20 protein-coding genes and 3 tRNA genes are annotated in these 15,002 nt (G+C 50.6%); 12 read left to right on the top strand and 11 right to left on the bottom strand.

The window, feature by feature from the left end:
• Position 1: 1 nt before the first annotated feature.
• Positions 2 to 886 (top strand): ABC transporter ATP-binding protein, encoded by an 885-nt coding sequence (locus M3194_RS03385; protein WP_251651605.1) that lies wholly within the window; start codon positions 2 to 4, stop codon positions 884 to 886.
• A gap of 6 nt (positions 887 to 892) precedes the next feature.
• Positions 893 to 2,431, top strand: a complete 1,539-nt coding sequence (locus tag M3194_RS03380) for an extracellular solute-binding protein (RefSeq protein ID WP_251651604.1) — start codon at positions 893 to 895, stop codon at positions 2,429 to 2,431.
• A gap of 61 nt (positions 2,432 to 2,492) precedes the next feature.
• Here the strand turns inward: M3194_RS03380 and M3194_RS03375 are convergent, their stop codons facing one another.
• Entirely contained in the window at positions 2,493 to 3,002 is a 510-nt protein-coding gene (locus tag M3194_RS03375; protein ID WP_251651603.1) for a 2'-5' RNA ligase family protein, read from the bottom strand.
• A 161-nt stretch (positions 3,003 to 3,163) separates the two neighbouring features.
• On the opposite strand from M3194_RS03375, the gene M3194_RS03370 reads away from it, so the two are divergent.
• The 6 genes from M3194_RS03370 (at position 3,164) to M3194_RS03345 (ending at position 5,317) form a co-directional block, all read left to right on the top strand.
• On the top strand, positions 3,164 to 3,328 hold the full coding sequence (locus tag M3194_RS03370; RefSeq protein WP_251651602.1) for a hypothetical protein: 165 nt from the start codon (positions 3,164 to 3,166) through the stop codon (positions 3,326 to 3,328).
• Positions 3,329 to 3,480: 152 nt separating this feature from the next.
• Positions 3,481 to 3,557: transfer RNA gene (locus M3194_RS03365), tRNA-Met, on the top strand.
• Between the two features lie 36 nt (positions 3,558 to 3,593).
• A tRNA-Ile gene (locus M3194_RS03360) sits at positions 3,594 to 3,670 on the top strand.
• 21 nt (positions 3,671 to 3,691) lie between these two features.
• Positions 3,692 to 3,780: transfer RNA gene (locus M3194_RS03355), tRNA-Leu, on the top strand.
• Positions 3,781 to 3,936: 156 nt separating this feature from the next.
• The gene (gene rnhA / locus M3194_RS03350) at positions 3,937 to 4,614 is read left to right on the top strand and encodes a ribonuclease H (protein ID WP_251651601.1); all 678 of its coding nucleotides are present in this window, start codon (positions 3,937 to 3,939) and stop codon (positions 4,612 to 4,614) included.
• 13 nt (positions 4,615 to 4,627) lie between these two features.
• Positions 4,628 to 5,317 carry a uracil-DNA glycosylase gene (locus tag M3194_RS03345; RefSeq protein ID WP_251651600.1) on the top strand — a complete coding sequence of 230 codons (690 nt, stop codon included), beginning with the start codon at positions 4,628 to 4,630 and terminating at the stop codon, positions 5,315 to 5,317.
• Between the two features lie 59 nt (positions 5,318 to 5,376).
• On the opposite strand, the gene M3194_RS03340 is transcribed toward M3194_RS03345, so the two are convergent.
• The 10 genes from M3194_RS03340 to M3194_RS03295 all read right to left on the bottom strand — a co-directional run bounded on the left by M3194_RS03340 (position 5,377) and on the right by M3194_RS03295 (position 13,879).
• Positions 5,377 to 6,348, bottom strand: coding sequence for an S-layer homology domain-containing protein (locus M3194_RS03340; protein ID WP_251651599.1), 972 nt, complete (start codon positions 6,346 to 6,348; stop codon positions 5,377 to 5,379).
• 100 nt (positions 6,349 to 6,448) lie between these two features.
• On the bottom strand, positions 6,449 to 7,288 hold the full coding sequence (locus M3194_RS03335) for an NAD-dependent epimerase/dehydratase family protein (RefSeq protein ID WP_251651598.1): 840 nt from the start codon (positions 7,286 to 7,288) through the stop codon (positions 6,449 to 6,451).
• Positions 7,285 to 7,773, bottom strand: coding sequence for an acyltransferase (locus M3194_RS03330; protein WP_251651597.1), 489 nt, complete (start codon positions 7,771 to 7,773; stop codon positions 7,285 to 7,287). Before M3194_RS03330 ends, M3194_RS03335 begins: the two co-directional genes overlap by 4 nt.
• On the bottom strand, positions 7,757 to 8,308 hold the full coding sequence (gene rfbC / locus M3194_RS03325) for a dTDP-4-dehydrorhamnose 3,5-epimerase (RefSeq protein WP_251651596.1): 552 nt from the start codon (positions 8,306 to 8,308) through the stop codon (positions 7,757 to 7,759). The genes M3194_RS03330 and rfbC overlap by 17 nt, the downstream gene beginning before the upstream one ends.
• Before the next feature lie 16 nt (positions 8,309 to 8,324).
• On the bottom strand, positions 8,325 to 9,557 hold the full coding sequence (locus M3194_RS03320; RefSeq protein WP_251651595.1) for a class I SAM-dependent methyltransferase: 1,233 nt from the start codon (positions 9,555 to 9,557) through the stop codon (positions 8,325 to 8,327).
• Positions 9,550 to 10,611: a CDP-glucose 4,6-dehydratase gene (gene rfbG / locus M3194_RS03315; protein ID WP_251651594.1), complete on the bottom strand. Its 1,062-nt coding sequence runs from the start codon at positions 10,609 to 10,611 to the stop codon at positions 9,550 to 9,552. Before rfbG ends, M3194_RS03320 begins: the two co-directional genes overlap by 8 nt.
• The gene (gene rfbF, locus M3194_RS03310; protein WP_251651593.1) at positions 10,608 to 11,378 is read right to left on the bottom strand and encodes a glucose-1-phosphate cytidylyltransferase; all 771 of its coding nucleotides are present in this window, start codon (positions 11,376 to 11,378) and stop codon (positions 10,608 to 10,610) included. Before rfbF ends, rfbG begins: the two co-directional genes overlap by 4 nt.
• Before the next feature lie 39 nt (positions 11,379 to 11,417).
• The gene (locus M3194_RS03305) at positions 11,418 to 12,530 is read right to left on the bottom strand and encodes a glycosyltransferase family 2 protein (RefSeq protein WP_251651592.1); all 1,113 of its coding nucleotides are present in this window, start codon (positions 12,528 to 12,530) and stop codon (positions 11,418 to 11,420) included.
• A 70-nt stretch (positions 12,531 to 12,600) separates the two neighbouring features.
• Positions 12,601 to 13,518 carry a cation diffusion facilitator family transporter gene (locus M3194_RS03300; protein WP_251652116.1) on the bottom strand — a complete coding sequence of 306 codons (918 nt, stop codon included), beginning with the start codon at positions 13,516 to 13,518 and terminating at the stop codon, positions 12,601 to 12,603.
• A 199-nt stretch (positions 13,519 to 13,717) separates the two neighbouring features.
• Positions 13,718 to 13,879 (bottom strand): hypothetical protein, encoded by a 162-nt coding sequence (locus M3194_RS03295; protein ID WP_015845409.1) that lies wholly within the window; start codon positions 13,877 to 13,879, stop codon positions 13,718 to 13,720.
• Positions 13,880 to 14,047: 168 nt separating this feature from the next.
• Between M3194_RS03295 and M3194_RS03290 the strand changes: the two genes are divergently transcribed.
• The 4 genes from M3194_RS03290 to M3194_RS03275 are packed head-to-tail and all read left to right on the top strand — an operon-like array spanning position 14,048 to position 14,965.
• The gene (locus tag M3194_RS03290; RefSeq protein ID WP_251651591.1) at positions 14,048 to 14,272 is read left to right on the top strand and encodes a hypothetical protein; all 225 of its coding nucleotides are present in this window, start codon (positions 14,048 to 14,050) and stop codon (positions 14,270 to 14,272) included.
• A 31-nt stretch (positions 14,273 to 14,303) separates the two neighbouring features.
• On the top strand, positions 14,304 to 14,501 hold the full coding sequence (locus tag M3194_RS03285) for a hypothetical protein (protein ID WP_251651590.1): 198 nt from the start codon (positions 14,304 to 14,306) through the stop codon (positions 14,499 to 14,501).
• A 22-nt stretch (positions 14,502 to 14,523) separates the two neighbouring features.
• Positions 14,524 to 14,736 (top strand): hypothetical protein, encoded by a 213-nt coding sequence (locus M3194_RS03280; RefSeq protein ID WP_251651589.1) that lies wholly within the window; start codon positions 14,524 to 14,526, stop codon positions 14,734 to 14,736.
• Between the two features lie 37 nt (positions 14,737 to 14,773).
• A complete protein-coding gene (locus tag M3194_RS03275) occupies positions 14,774 to 14,965 on the top strand; it encodes a hypothetical protein (RefSeq protein WP_251651588.1) in 192 nt (63 codons plus the stop codon).
• The last annotated feature ends 37 nt before the right edge of the window (positions 14,966 to 15,002 follow it).

Raw genomic sequence — 15,002 nt, 5'->3', positions numbered from 1 at the left:
CATGATTACTTGCGAAGGACTCGTCAAGATATACAAAAGCGACGATCTCGAGGTCGTCGCTCTGCAAGGCTTGAACCTTAAGGTAGAAGACGGAGAGCTGATGGCGATCATCGGCAACAGCGGAAGCGGGAAGTCCACCCTGCTTAATATATTAGGCGGGCTGGACCGTCCCTCCGCCGGCTCCGTCCATGTCGGCCCATGGGATCTGCTGAAAATTTCCGAGGACGACTTGGTGAAATACAAGCGCGAAACCGTTGGCTTCATCTGGCAGAACAACGCCCGCAACCTGCTGCCGTATCTGACGGCTTTGGAGAATGTCGAGATGCCGATGATGCTGTCCGGCAAGGTCGACCGGGCCTACGCGAAGCAGCTGCTCGAATGGGTTGGCCTGAAGGAGCGGATGCATAACAAGCTGCATCAGCTCTCCGGCGGCGAGCAGCAGCGCGTAGCTATTGCCATCTCGCTGTGCAACCGTCCGAAGCTCCTGCTTGCCGATGAGCCTACCGGCTCCGTAGATACAGCAACCTCGGATCTGATTATGGGGATTTTCCGAAAGCTCAATAAGGAGCTTGGCGTAACGATCGTTATTGTTACCCACGATCTTACGCTTGCCGGCAAGGTTGACCGTGTCGTTGCAATTCGCGATGGATTAACGAGCACGGAATTTCTGAAACGCAATCCGAATATGATTCCCGGTGGAGGTGAGGAGCAGCAGGAGGAGAAGGGACTTCAAGCCGTCCATGAGGCTTATGTTGTCGTGGATCGTGTTGGCCGACTGCAGGTACCAAAAGAATACTTGAGCGCACTAAACATTAAAGACAAGGCATCAATGGAATTTGACGGCGAGCGGATTATTATTACACCGCCGAAATCACTGGGGGGTTAGAACCGAATGAAGAGGAAATGGGCGTCTAAAGTTACTTTTTTATCGTTATCGCTAATTATGAGTACTTCCCTTCTCGCAGCATGCAGCAAGGGCTCCGAGAGCACGGCAGAGAAGCATGTATTGCGTCTTGGCGTATTGTACGGGGGAGCGGATAACGAGTCTTATGTCCGCCAGCAATATACCGATACGTATGAGATGATGCACAAGAATATCGATTTCGAAATCGTCAGCGCGATTGATTATAACGATTCAAGATTTGATACGCCAGGGCCTGACGGCGTGACGAAGCAACCGGATCCGTTCGAGAAAATGAAAGAAATGCTTACCGGCGACAATCCGGTTGACGTTGTTATTCTCGATTACAGCATGCTGCGCCGCCTGATCCAGGACAATATGCTGCAGCAGCTTGATCCGCTTATCCAAAAGAGCAAATTCGATCTGACCGACTATGTGCCGACGGTAATTGACGGCATCAAATCGGCAGATGACAGCGGCAATATCTATGCTCTGACGCCTACCTTCAGCGCGTCTGCCCTGTATTACAACAAGAAAATGTTCGCCGATGCAGGCGTTGACATTCCGAAAGACGGCATGACTTGGGATGACGTGATTAACACGGCGAAGCTGGTAGCCTCCGGTGAAGGCACGGACCGCAAATACGGCCTCTCCATTAACCGCTGGGCTGGCGACGGATTCAGCGATGTTCAAACCTTCAGCGCTCCGTTGCAGCTGAAGATGTGGGATGACAAAGGCGAGAAAATGCTCGTAAACAATGAGCAATGGGAATCGGCTTGGAACACCGTAGCGGATCTGTATAAGCAAAAAATCTCGCCTAGCCAGGAAGATATGGGGGCATGGCAGCAAAAGGTTGCTGCTGGCGGTGACACAGGCTACAACCCAGTCGGCGGCGACATGTTCATGAACGGCAAAGTTGCTATGACTATCGCAGAATACGGCTATGTCAACGAACTGAGCAACACCATGAACAATGCTTCCAAGATCAAAAACTTTACGCCGTTTGATTGGGATGTTGTAACTATGCCAACGCAGACTTCCAAGCCCGGCATTGGAGGCAACATCTACTTCAGCCAGCTGATGGGTATTAATTCGAAAGCGCAAAATCCTGACGATGCTTGGGATTTCGTTCAATTCACCAACAGCGAAGAATGGGCGGAGCTGAAATCGCGCAGCACGTATGAGCTGGTAGCTCGTAAAGAATTCCTGAAGCCTAGGAACGGCATGAATTACAACATTAATGCGTTCACTACGCTGAAGCCTATTCCTCCGCAATCAACGGACACAGAGAAGCTTGCGCGCGAGAAACCGGGTATTTGGGAAGCGCAGTCCGCTGGCTATGAACTCTTCCAGAAAGTAATAAAAGGCGATTTGTCGGCGAAGGAAGCGCTCCAGGAATGGGAGACCAAAGGCAATGCCGTTCTGGAGAAGCTGAAAACGAATCCGAATGGAGGCGTTGGTGAAGGCGGCGGACCAATCGTAAAACCGCTTGATGGCGCCGCTTCCGTGGAAGCAGTTCCGGTAGGTTAATCCAACTAAAGTCCGAAGCAATACGAAAGAAGCCCGGCAGGTTATCCTGCCGGGCTTCTTTTCATATAAGCGGAAAGGATTTATCAACATGCCACACTCCGCTGGCCGTCTTGCGCAGCAGATGAAGCTGATCAATCGTCGAAGTCAGGTTAACGGCAGACATGCGAAGATTGCCGTACAGATCATGGAGCTCGTCAGGCGGCATATTTTGCCCGATGGTCACATGAGGCGTATAGACAAAGTTTGGTGCCGGCTCGTGGAGCGGCCCTTTGCATACCGCTTCATGGAGCCGGATCATCGGTGCCGGATCCTCCAGTGCCAAATACAGCACGTGACTTGCGGGATAGAAGGAAGATACGCGGTTGAACCGGATTTGAAAAGGCTTGGTTTGTGAAGCAACAGCTTCCAGATGCTCGGTTATGGCCGGCAATTGAATGTCCGAGAGCTCTTCTTTATCCCGGACCGTCAGATGCGGCGGAATGATCGAGTAATGCGGATCATGTCGAATACGCCAGCTGTTTGCGAAGTCCTGTACAGCCTGCGAAGGAAAAACTGCAATTCCATAAAGCATACTCATCAGCTCCTTTATTCCATTCTAAGAAAGTATAAGTTTTCCCTATCCCGTGCTTATATTTCACTTGCGAATTAAAAATCGGCTTATTAATTTGATTATACCCAATTTGCTTGATTTCACCGAATTTGGGCAATATATATCCCGAGGAGGGATCCGTTATGAGATGGATATATTGGGTACGGTTATACGAAACCAAATTTCAGGCTGGGTGTCTTGTAAGGAGAATGGAGAACGACTGGTGGGTCTACGGGTATGAATGCCCGCAGGAAATCGAGGTTTTCCGCTCGAGAAAAGGCCGTTATGGCGTACGCTTTCTTATGTAAGCATATGACGGAGAGGGAACAACGATATGCCAAAATAAGAGCCGTACATATTTTTTCCTCGAAAGAGAAATAAATGCTTGACTGTGCATATGGGTGTGTAGTATATTAATTGATGTCGCCATTTCAATTTGATGACTTACACAAATGGATATCGCGGGGTGGAGCAGCTCGGTAGCTCGTCGGGCTCATAACCCGAAGGCCGCAGGTTCAAATCCTGCCCCCGCAACCAACCACTCGTTTGAAACGTGATTGTGGCGTTTTACGAGGGCCCTTAGCTCAGTTGGTTAGAGCGGTCGGCTCATAACCGATTGGTCGTGGGTTCGAGTCCCTCAGGGCCCACCATTTGAAGCATCAACACAAAATGCCGGGGTGGCGGAACTGGCAGACGCACAGGACTTAAAATCCTGCGGTGGGTGACCACCGTACGGGTTCGATTCCCGTCCTCGGCACCATTTTTCTTGAACTACATAGGATTTATAAGATAAACCCCTTTCGTTTGGTCTCGCGGCCAGGCGAAAGGGGTTTTTACGTGGAATATCCGGTATGGATGATTGTCCTTTAATCCATTACAATAGGAAGACAATGTTGAATGTAAAGGTGGTTCATGGATGGCAGGTAGCAAACATTATGTCGTCTGGGTAGGCAAGCAGCCGGGCGTGTACAAGAGCTGGCCGGAGTGCCAGGCACAGGTGAACGGGTATCCGGAAGCGAAATATAAATCCTTTGAATCCAAGGACAAAGCGGAGGCTGCTTATAAGGAAGGCTGGAAGAAGCATTGGGGCCAAGGGAAAACGACAGCCTCAGCATCCTCGTCTCCGGTCCGAAGCAAAGCTTCATCCTACGCCTCCAAATCGGTACCAGCGGCGGCGGAAGAGCAGGAGATTGATTATGACAGCATCTCCGTTGACGTTGGCACACGGGGCAATCCAGGGCCGGTGGAATATAAAGGGGTGGATACTCAAACCGGGGATATCCTGTTCTACGTGGGTCCCATTCCGAACGGTACTAACAATCTGGGCGAGTTTATTGCCGTTGTTCACGCGCTGGACTATCTGAAGAAAAAGGGAAGCGCGCAGACGGTCTACAGCGATTCGCGGACGGCATTAAGCTGGCTGCGGAATAAGAAGATCGCATCGAGCCTGGTAAGAGACGCTTCAACGAAGCAAATCTGGGAGCTGGCCGATTGGGCGCTGGATTGGCTGCGCAGCAACACGTATTCGAATAAAGTCGTCAAATGGAATACGGAAGAATGGGGAGAAATACGCGCGGACTTCGGGAGAAAATAAGGGAGAACGACAGATGGATTTTCAGCTGAATAACGATTGGGCAGAGCTGCTGCGTCCCGAGATGGACGAGCCTTATTTCAAACAGATGGCCGGGCAGCTTGAGGATTTTTATGCGACAAAGACCGTGTATCCGAAGGTAGAGCATATCTTTAACGCTCTTCAACAGACCTCTTATGAGCAGGCTAGGGTCGTCATTATTGGCCAGGACCCGTATCATGGTCCAGGGCAAGCGCACGGGCTTAGCTTTTCCGTGCAGAAAGGGATCGCGATTCCGCCGTCTCTAAGAAATATTTATAAGGAGCTGCAGGAGGATATCGGCTGCTCCATTCCCCGGCACGGCTCATTGCTCACATGGGCGAAGCAGGGTGTACTGCTGCTCAACACCGTTCTCACGGTGGAAGAGGGTCAGCCTAACTCGCATCAGAAGCTTGGCTGGGAACAGTTCACCGACCGGATTATCCGGCTGCTCAACGAGCGGGAGAAACCGGTTGTATTTATTCTGTGGGGGAAGCATGCCCAAGATAAAGCGGCCTTTATAAATACGGATAAGCATCCCGTTATTTCGTCGGCGCATCCAAGCCCTCTGGCGGCGCGCAGAGGATTTTTCGGCAGCCGTCCCTTCTCGAGAGTGAACGAGCATTTGCGCAGCCTCGGCAGTTCGGAGATTGATTGGTGTCTGCCGGAGCAGCCCGAGGAAGAATAGCATGTAAAAAAGCCTCCCGGCCATTCGTAAATGGCCGGGAGGCTTTTCGTCAAGCGTGATTAGCTTGCCAAAGCTGGGCTGCTAACTGCCGCGTCTCCAGATGCAGTAGCTTCTGTGGGAGCCAGCACGGGTTTCAAGGCTGCATCTACATAGGTAGAGGCGCTAACTTCTGTAATGACTTGCGGATACATTTTGTTCGGATCGGGTTGAACCGTCTCTACCTTGATGACCGCTTTACCGTCAACGAAGGAGATTGCCGCAATGCGCAGGCCATAACCCGGATTTGGCGCTTGACCGGTAACCGTTACTTTGTTGATGTCTTTATTAACCGACGTTACAGTCAGCTTAAGGTCTTGAATCGGCTGTGGAGCCGGCTCGGAAGGAACCTCAGGAATTGTAGGTGTATTTTTCACGAATTCAAGGCCGTCATACAGCCAGCCTGCCGCAACGCCGCGTGTAATTTTTTGCTTCGGATAGAAGTTGTTTTTCTTATCAAGTGTCGCGATTTTCGAGATAAGCAGCTTTTGGATGCTGTCCATGTAATCCTTGTTCACGTTCTTCTCGTCGTTAATGGTCATGTACAGCTCAATGAAGGCAAAATCGCCTTGCTTCACAATCGCTTTGAAGAGATGATGAGCGAATTGCTCGCGTGTCATTTCATCATTAGCTTTTACATTCTTAGGTACTTCAAGGCCGTTGTATTGCGCAATGATGAACGCGTCAGCGTACCAGGCATTGTCTTTCAGGTTCGGGTAATAATCGGATACTTTAGGCTCTTTGATGAACCGGATGTTGTCAATGTTCAGGTGGAAGGCTTTTACGAGCATCGAGACGCCAGCTGCATATGTCAGCTTGCCGTTGGAATTAAATTTATTGCCCTTATCGCCTTTGATAACGCCTTGCTTCTCAAGGGCCTCAATCTTGGATTTGTTCGGATCTTTACTTGTATCGCTGAAAGCAAATACAGTTTGTCCCAGGGTAAAAACAAGCAGCATGGATACTGCCAATAGTAGAACTGCTTTTATTTTCATGAACGACTCTCCTCTTGATTGAATTTTGCTATAGCAACTATAATAACGAAGCAGCCTTTGGTATTGTTGCACTGTAAAGAGAAGAGTCCGCGAAAATCTGTTAAGCTTTAGTATTTCGGTCAACAAATAGCTGCCGTATGGCAGGCAGACAAGGCGATGGCCGGAAGCCGAACTCCTCCTGGATCCGCGTGATGTCAATAGGTTCGAAGGCAACGCGAACGGCGGAGGGCGAGAGCTTAAGCTCAAACTCCCGGACTTCTGACCAGGCATCAATCAGCTGTTGATGGGTAAGGTTAACTCCGCTTGCGACGTTATATATAAAATGATTCCCGCTTAACGCGATTTGAATAAGCGCCTCCACGACATCCTCGACCCGAATATAATCCTTCTCCGAATCAAGCGCAGACTGCAGCATGACGGAACCCCTGGCTATTATGTCATTCATGACGGAGTAAATGAAATTGCTGGAGCGAAAATCATCGCCAACAACATTGGACAGCCGGGCGACACGGACGTTGGCGCGTCCCGAACACAAGCATACGGATTCTCCCATTAGCTTGGATAAGGCATAGATATCCTCCCGATGATTGGGATTGACCGTCAGCGGAGCTTCTTCGCTTGTAGATGCCGCGCGATGATACAGTCTCGTTGTTGACAGATAGAGCAGGGAATCGAATTCGGCGCTGCGAAGCAGACGGCTGATATAACCGGTATGCGCCTCTACCACATCGTACGGGCGGGAACGGAAATCCGCCGTAATGCCGGCACAATAGAAGAGATGGCCCAAAGGGCGGGAGTAAACAGAAAGATCTCCTTTATCCGGGCAAAAAACATGAAAGCCAAGCTTTTGCAGCTTGGCAGTCAGATAAGAGCCCACAAATCCGTTTGCGCCAATCACAGTCGCGGTCCCGGTCGCGGTCCCGGTCGCGGTCCCGGTCATAATCGGGCCCCCTTAAGCTGAATCGGGTTTCCCGCATATATGCTGTAAGCCTTAAGCGTTCCGCGTACAAGCGAATTGGCTCCGATAACAGCACCTTTCCGAATATAGGTGCCGTCAAGAATGACACAGTTCGCCCCGATCCATACATCATCCTCGATCGTGATGCCGCCTTTGCTTCGCAGGAAGCCCTGCTCCCGGATCAGCCGGTTCCGATCCTCGTACGCGTGATTAACGGGAGCAAACGTGCAGTTGGCTGCGATAAGCACGTTGTCGCCTATTTGAACGCCGTTTCCGGAGTAGATAACCGTCCCGGAGTTAACATTCACATATTGCCCCAGCTGAATATCGCCGGTGCCTCCGGCAAACTTCACCTTCACAAAAGCATCAATCATGGAATGCTCGCCAATCGTAAGCGTGCTGCCGCGGCTGGAGGTCTCGAGATCGCACAACGGTGAAATAGCGGCCGATTCAGAGATCAAGTGCATATTCATCTCTCCAAGGCGCGAGGTGGGCGTCGCGTTCGCTTATGACGGGATCTTCTTTGAACGGCCAATCAATCTTAAAGGCGGGATCATCATAGCGGGCACCATTTTGCACGGCGGGATCATAAATGCCGGACATATGATAATACAAAGTGGAATGAGGCTCCAGCGTCTGAAAACCGTGAGCATATCCGGGAGGGATATAGAGCATATGGTGATTATCTCCGCTTAACCGGAAAGCTTCCCACTGCTCATAGGTTTTGGAGCCTTTCCGGATATCCACGACGACGTCATAGACGCTGCCCTGAATGCATTGAATCATCTTGGATTCGGCAAACGGAAGGTTCTGGAAATGCATGCCCCTGACCGTTCCTTTATGGATATTGCTCGAGATGCTCCACTGCTGGAAATTCTCCTCGAGTCCGCGTTCCTTGAATTGATTACGGCAGAAGGCACGGGCAAAAAATCCGCGGTTATCAGTTAATCGCTCCGGTTCAATCAGATAAACGCCTTCTAGAGATGTAGTGTGAAACAACATGCGGCTTCATCCTTCCTCAATAAATTTCCAGCCTCGGAATACAGACGACCAGCTTGGCACCCCATTCTCGCGCATGAAGCAGCTCCTGCTCAATCTCCTCCTTTAAATTCCAGGGCAGGATCAAGATGTAATCCGGCTTGGTCTCTTGAATTCTGGAAGGAGAGTAGACCGGAATCCGGCTGCCGGGCATAAATAAGCCCTGCTTGTAAGGATTTCGATCCACGGCGTAGTCGATATAATCGGTACCTACGCCTAAGTAATTAAGCAGGGTATTGCCTTTCGCCGGCGCGCCGTAAGCAACGACCCGTTTGTTCTCTCGGGAAGCCTGAAACAGGAAGCTGTATACCTGTTCCTTAATGGTCTTCACCTGCCCGGGGAAGCGGGAGTACGTTGTCACATCCTGAAGGCCATACCCGATCTCATCATTAATAATCCTCTCGACTTGAGGCGTTGCCGCGAGGTCCGCATGCTCGGCATGCCTCACGAATACGCGCAGCGAACCGCCATGCGTCGGCCATTCTTCCACGTCATAGACCGTTAAGCCATACCTCGTAAATAGATGAGTGACGCTTAATAGCGATAAATAAGAGAAATGCTCGTGATAAATCGTATCGAACTGATTTTCTTTCATCAAACGCAGCAAATGTGGGAATTCAAGTGTAAGGGTTCCGGCGGGGGATAGCAGCTCCTTAAGGCCTGCGGCGAAATCCTGCAGCTCCGGAACATGGGCAAGCACATTGTTGCCAATAATCAGATCGGCTTTTCCCCGCTCCTGGGCGAGCTGTTTGGCGAATGCCAATGTGAAAAACTCCGATACGGTGGGCACGCCTTTTGCCTCTGCCTGCTTTGCCACATTTCTTGCGGGTTCAATACCGAGAACCGGAATCTGATAGGGGGAGAAATACTGCAAGAGATACCCGTCATTGCTCGCGATCTCCACAACAGAGGAAGAACGGCCAAGGGACAGGCGCGGAATGATCGTATCGACGTAATGCTTGGCATGGGCGAGCCAGCTGGAGGAATAAGAGCTGAAATAAGCATATTCTTCAAAGATTTCCTGAGGCGATTCAAATTGCTCCAGCTGGACGAGCAGACAGGACTCGCATACAAAAACACGAAGCGGATAATAGGGGGTGCCTTGGTTCAACTGCTCCGGCCGGAGGAAGTTATTGGAGAGAGGAGAAGTCCGAAGATCAACGAACAGATGCCGGAGAGGATAGCTGCAGGAGCGGCAAACGGCATTAGCCAAGGCGATTCACCTCCAATTGCTCATATTGTTTGATTTGCGCAAAGGTAAAGGCTCGCATATCATCGCCGCCATAGAAAGCGCGGTACCAGTCTCTTGTCCATGACAGGGTCTCGTCAAAGCTCAGCCTGGAGCTCCAGCCAAGCAGCCGGACGGCTTTATCGGAATTAAGCAGCAGGGTTTGGGTCTCATGGGGCTGCTCGCCTTTATCGTAGGCAAACTGCGGGAGATCACCCCATTCCCGGATAAGCCGTGCTGCTAATTCGCCGACGGTAACGCCTTGATTCACGGTCTGCCCGAAATTCCAGGCTCCGCTGAATTGCTCATTCTCCCACAGCTTCTCGGCCAGCAGGATATAGCCGTAGAGGGGCTCAAGCACATGCTGCCAGGGACGAATGGCATTCGGGTTCCGGAGAACCGGCTGCTGACCGGAGGTGATGCTCCGAATAAGATCCGGTACGATTCGTTCCGCCGACCAATCTCCTCCGCCAATGACATTGCCTGCCCGTGCTGTCGCAATACGTTTGGACAGCGGCTTAAGAAAGGAATCCCGATAGCTGGCCGTAATAATCTCCGAGCAGGCTTTGCTGGCACTGTAGGCATCGTAACCGCCTAACGGGTCGTCTTCCGCGTAGCCTTTGGACGATTCCTTATTCTCGTAGACTTTATCCGTCGTAATATTAATGATCGCCTTCACTGACGGGGAGTTGCGGGCAGCATCCAGCAAGGCTGCCGTGCCGTACGCATTGGTGAAAAACGTCCCCAGCGGGTCGCGATAGCTGTCGCGGACGAGCGCTTGCGCGGCAAGATGGAAGACGATATCCGGCTTATGCACGGACAAGGCCTCCGCTATTGCCGCCGGGCTCGTAATATCGCCAGTCACGGTTGTCATATCGAGCGACAGGCATTCCGACAAATTTGGCGTTGTAGAAGCGGGCAGGGAGTAGCCGGTCACTTCCGCCCCGCGATGCTTCAACACGGCGCAGAGCCAGCTTCCTTTAAAGCCGGTATGACCGGTAACGAACACCTTCTTACCTGTCCAGAATCGATCCATCATTTCCACACCTTCCAAGGTGCATTTCCTTTGTTCCACAGCTCACTCAGATCGTTTTTGTCCCGGAGGGTATCCATGGAATGCCAGAAGCCGTGATGCTGGAAGACGGACAGCTCCCCGAAGGAAGCAAGCGATTCCAGCGGGCCATGCTCCCAAATGGTGTCATCGCCTCGAATTAACTCGATCACCTTCGGTTCGAGGACGAAGAAACCGCCGTTAATCCAATGTTTATCGTTATGCGGCTTTTCCTTGAAGGATACGGCTTGCTGCTCCCCAATCTCAAGAATCCCGTATCGCATCCCGGGGTTCACGGCGGTTACGGTCGCCAGCTTGCCGCTTTTGCGGTGAAGGGCAATCAGCTCGGCGATCGGGATGTCGCCAACGCCATCCCCATAGGTGAAGCAGAAGGGTTCCTCTCCGATATAAGGAGCAAGACGTTTCAGCCTGCCGCCCGTCATGACATGATCGCCGGTATCCACAACGGTTATTTTCCAAGGCTCGGCTTTGGAATTCATCAAGGTGACCCGGTTGTCAGACAGATCGAAGTGCACATCCGACTGATGCAGGTAGTAGTTCATAAAATATTCTTTGATGACGTAAGATTTGTAGCCGGCAGCGATGATAAAGTCGTGAATGCCGTAATGCGAGTAAATCTTCATGATATGCCATAAAATCGGCTTGCCGCCGATTTCGACCATTGGCTTCGGTCTGGATATCGTTTCTTCCGACAAGCGGCTTCCGAGTCCTCCGGCTAGGATAACAGCTTTCACGCGGGCAACCTCCCCATGGCAGGAATCGTACAGCTTCGGTTAGGTAATGAGATGCCCCGATGGCAGCAGATAATTCATTATGCTGTTGCCGGAGCGGATGAATTCGGGGTACCCATGCTCGAATAAAATATAATCAAATTGCTCGCCTGCTAGCAGCAGCTCGATATCTGACATTGTTTCGTAATAGAGGGTCCGGTCAGAGACTGTTCGAAGATCAGTCATATATTTCTCCTCGCTGGCCAGGCTTGTAAGCCGCACCTCTTCAGCTCCCCGTTGTTTGAGAAAGGTTTTGAAAGCCAGCGGGGTTGCGCCGATACAGCAGTTAATGGCAAGAAGGGAGACGGAGGCCTTAGGCATCCATCGGCTCTGCAAGGCTTCAACAAGCTGCATATTCGGCAGGCCTTCCGCCCATGAATCAATGCCGTATTTACGGAAGAAAATTTGTCTGCTTACCTGTAGCGAGTTGTTCTGCTGCTGATCGATGCCGGTCGTAACCGAGCCATGGTGAAAAATAAACGTATCGCCCGCATAGATCAGCTTGTAGCCGGCCCTGCGGTAACGGTAGCTGATATCGTCATCGCCAAACTCTCCATAGTAGAAGCGGGAGTCATAGCCCCCTATCTCCCGCAGCCTTTCGGTCAGGGAGAAGAGGATAACCGGCATGAGACGGATTCGCTCCTCCCATTTGCCCGGATCCGAAACGTTGTAGGCTTTTGCCTGCAGCTGCATTTCCTCAAGCGTCTGGAAGGGAAGATTGATCTGCTGAAAGTTGCTGACATAATTGGCTCCCGGCGAGACAAAACCGATTCTGGAATCGGATTCGATGCAAGTGATCAAATTCGGAAGCCAGCCCGCGGTCAGAATCATATCATTGCTGATTAAGGCGATGTACTTGCCCCGCGCGTTATCCATCCCGACATTAAACCCGTTGACCGGGCCGATATTTTGCGGAAGATGAATGGCTCTCGCGCCGGGGATGGAATCGAAGTAAGCCTGCGTGCCGTCGGAGGAGCCATTGTTGACGAGGATCAGCTCATTGCTTTCTAACGGCGTATGTAAGAGAAGACTGTCTATACAACGTTTCGTTATCTCTGAGTGGTTGTACGCAAGAATAACGACGCTCACGAACGGTTGGCCGGGCAGAAGGATCACCTCGCGTATGCTGATTGTTAAATTCTATTTTTTGGAATCAAAAAAAGACCCTTGCAGGTCTTTTAAGTGATTACGATTGAGCATCTTTGTACCAGGGATTCAAGTGAATAAGAACCTCCTCCACGTCGGAATGATGCTCGATAATAATTTGTTTGATTTTTCGGGATACATCATGCCCTTCCTGAATACTAAGCTCGCCCGGAACGCCGACGCGGACATCAATCATGACATATTGGCCAAATTCCCTGGCGCGGATCCGGTCAATTCGTTTCACTTCCGGTATGGAGAAGACAAGGCGTTCGTAATCCTGCAGCTTCTCCGCGGATACCGCCTTCTCCATTAATACGTCTACGGCTTCCTTCCCCATATGATAAGCCAGCTTCAATACGAAATAAGCGACAACAATTCCCGCAGCCGCATCGCCGTAGCTGAGGAACGAAATATCATTTCTCTCGCCGATAATAGCCGCGCCAATACCTATGCAAGCAGCAATCGAAGCATAGACGTCGGCCAAATGATCATAGGCGGTTGCTTCGAGGCTTTTGCTGGTTGTTTCCTTGCTCACGCGCATGCAATAAATATAGAGCCACAGCTTCCAGAACAAGGAGACAACGGCAGCGGCAAAGGCCACCATACTGGCTTCGCCAGCGGGATGGAAGAAGGATTCAAAGGAATGATACGCGATAAATAAAGCCGCAATCACCATAATAATGGCGACCATGGCCGAGCCGATCAGCTCGCTTTTGCCATGACCGTACGGATGGTCCTCATCCGCAGGCTTCTGAGCAACCTTAGCGGCGCCTAATGCCGCCATTGTCGCAATCACGTCGCCGGCGTTATGTACACCGTCCGCAATCAATACCTGGCTCTTGAACAGGAAACCTACAATTAATTTAATGCCCGTAAGAATCAGATTGCTGAATAAGCTGATCCAAATCGCAAAGACATTCGAGGCCGTCTTGGCATCCGAGATTTTAACATCCGTCATTTTAGAATCGCTCACCCTGCAAACCCCCATCAATTTCCTAAACCCTGTTAAAAAAACAACGACCCTTATCATATATGATGAAGGTCGTGTGGGTCTAGAGAAACAGTGTTGCAATGGGTCAAGAATGTTAGGCGAAGTTAAAATTCGCAAGCGGAAAGGGGAGGGAGCCTAGGGCTCCCTCCCCTCTTGTCCTGCAAAATTATCGGTGTTCAATCAAATCAATGGCGCCAAGCACCATATGGGCAAGGCCAAAACCGAGAACACCGGTACCCACAAGCTTATATTTGCTTTTTCTTAGCAGTGATGCACCAGAGGCCGACACAACAGTTCCAAGAACGGCAGGAATCAAACCTTCACGCATTTTACCCACTCCTTAGATGGTTTTGCAAGACAGCTTAGTTTGTGCCATTAGAGGAAGAAAATACGCGGGCGGCAGCCTCTTTCATAGATTTGGATGCTAATTGTACAAGCAAATCTTGTCCCGGTTCATACACTGTACAAATTTTATTGGTCGAGGTGGTGGGCTTACATGTCAGATCATAGCTGCGGAAATAAAACGTATGGCACAAGGAGTGTATATGCGCTTCTAAGTACTTTGCCTATTGGTACAGCGATTACGGTACACGTGGCGGGTTCCGTTCATGACGGGACGTGGGCGGGCTTTACGGACGGCAACGCAACGGTTATTGCAGCATTCGATAACAAAACCGAATATATCCCGTTAAACCAGATTACTGCCGTATATGTACCTTAATTAAGCGTTATTGTGGAGAGGAGATGACGACATGACAGACAGAAGACCTGCAATTTATGAGTATTTAAAAAGCTTGCCGATTGGTGAACAGCTGACGGTTGTAAGTGCAGGAACCACGTTTTTGTTCGACGCCATATGGGCTGGCTTTTACGAAGGCAACGCGAAGTTTATTGACGGGGGAGTTCCGGTCTATATTCCGGTAACAAGGATTCAATATATTCATCATTAAAGTGGATAAGGCGGTGAGTGACATGTCAAACAAAAGCTGTGGAGACGAGGGTGCGGCATACGCCATATTAAGCACGTTGCCCATTGGTCAACCGATCGCTTTAGTACTGGAGAATGCTTTGGTAGAAGGGACCTGGTCGGGATTTATTGCAGGCAACGCAACGTTAATTTCGTCGGCTAACAATAAAGCCGTATACGTAACGTTGGATAAAATCCAATCGGTAACGGTCCGCTAATGCCATTCTGATTAATTATCTGAAAGGAGATGAAACGATGAGCTGCTCGATATACAGCATTTTGGATTCGATTCCGCTAGGGGATCAGCTGACTACCGTAAGCACGGGGAATACCGTTCTAACCGATGCGATATGGGCCGGATTTTTCGAAGGGAATGCCAAATTCGTTAATGCGGCGGGTCTGGCCGTTTACATCCCATTGTCGAAGATTCGTTTTATTAAACGTTAACGGGCTTGCAATACGAAGACAAACAAGGTGGTGACTC

Source organism: Paenibacillus glycanilyticus, assembly GCF_023715145.1.
GTDB classification, from domain to species: Bacteria; Bacillota; Bacilli; order Paenibacillales; family Paenibacillaceae; genus Pristimantibacillus; species Pristimantibacillus glycanilyticus_A.
Note: the sequence above shows the minus strand (reverse complement) of the source record. Positions and strands in the feature narration are given on the sequence as shown.

Excerpts from the sequence above, each read along its gene's own strand:
- M3194_RS03385 (WP_251651605.1), top strand. The coding sequence starts at position 2 with ATGATTACTTGCGAAGGACTCGTCAAGATATACAAAAGCGACGATCTC.
- M3194_RS03380 (WP_251651604.1), top strand. The coding sequence starts at position 893 with ATGAAGAGGAAATGGGCGTCTAAAGTTACTTTTTTATCGTTATCGCTA.
- M3194_RS03375 (WP_251651603.1), bottom strand. The coding sequence starts at position 3,002 with ATGCTTTATGGAATTGCAGTTTTTCCTTCGCAGGCTGTACAGGACTTC.
- M3194_RS03370 (WP_251651602.1), top strand. The coding sequence starts at position 3,164 with ATGAGATGGATATATTGGGTACGGTTATACGAAACCAAATTTCAGGCT.
- rnhA (WP_251651601.1), top strand. The coding sequence starts at position 3,937 with ATGGCAGGTAGCAAACATTATGTCGTCTGGGTAGGCAAGCAGCCGGGC.
- M3194_RS03345 (WP_251651600.1), top strand. The coding sequence starts at position 4,628 with ATGGATTTTCAGCTGAATAACGATTGGGCAGAGCTGCTGCGTCCCGAG.
- M3194_RS03340 (WP_251651599.1), bottom strand. The coding sequence starts at position 6,348 with ATGAAAATAAAAGCAGTTCTACTATTGGCAGTATCCATGCTGCTTGTT.
- M3194_RS03335 (WP_251651598.1), bottom strand. The coding sequence starts at position 7,288 with ATGACCGGGACCGCGACCGGGACCGCGACCGGGACCGCGACTGTGATT.
- M3194_RS03330 (WP_251651597.1), bottom strand. The coding sequence starts at position 7,773 with ATGCACTTGATCTCTGAATCGGCCGCTATTTCACCGTTGTGCGATCTC.
- rfbC (WP_251651596.1), bottom strand. The coding sequence starts at position 8,308 with ATGTTGTTTCACACTACATCTCTAGAAGGCGTTTATCTGATTGAACCG.
- rfbG (WP_251651594.1), bottom strand. The coding sequence starts at position 10,611 with ATGATGGATCGATTCTGGACAGGTAAGAAGGTGTTCGTTACCGGTCAT.
- M3194_RS03300 (WP_251652116.1), bottom strand. The coding sequence starts at position 13,518 with ATGACGGATGTTAAAATCTCGGATGCCAAGACGGCCTCGAATGTCTTT.
- M3194_RS03295 (WP_015845409.1), bottom strand. The coding sequence starts at position 13,879 with ATGCGTGAAGGTTTGATTCCTGCCGTTCTTGGAACTGTTGTGTCGGCC.
- M3194_RS03290 (WP_251651591.1), top strand. The coding sequence starts at position 14,048 with ATGTCAGATCATAGCTGCGGAAATAAAACGTATGGCACAAGGAGTGTA.
- M3194_RS03285 (WP_251651590.1), top strand. The coding sequence starts at position 14,304 with ATGACAGACAGAAGACCTGCAATTTATGAGTATTTAAAAAGCTTGCCG.
- M3194_RS03280 (WP_251651589.1), top strand. The coding sequence starts at position 14,524 with ATGTCAAACAAAAGCTGTGGAGACGAGGGTGCGGCATACGCCATATTA.
- M3194_RS03275 (WP_251651588.1), top strand. The coding sequence starts at position 14,774 with ATGAGCTGCTCGATATACAGCATTTTGGATTCGATTCCGCTAGGGGAT.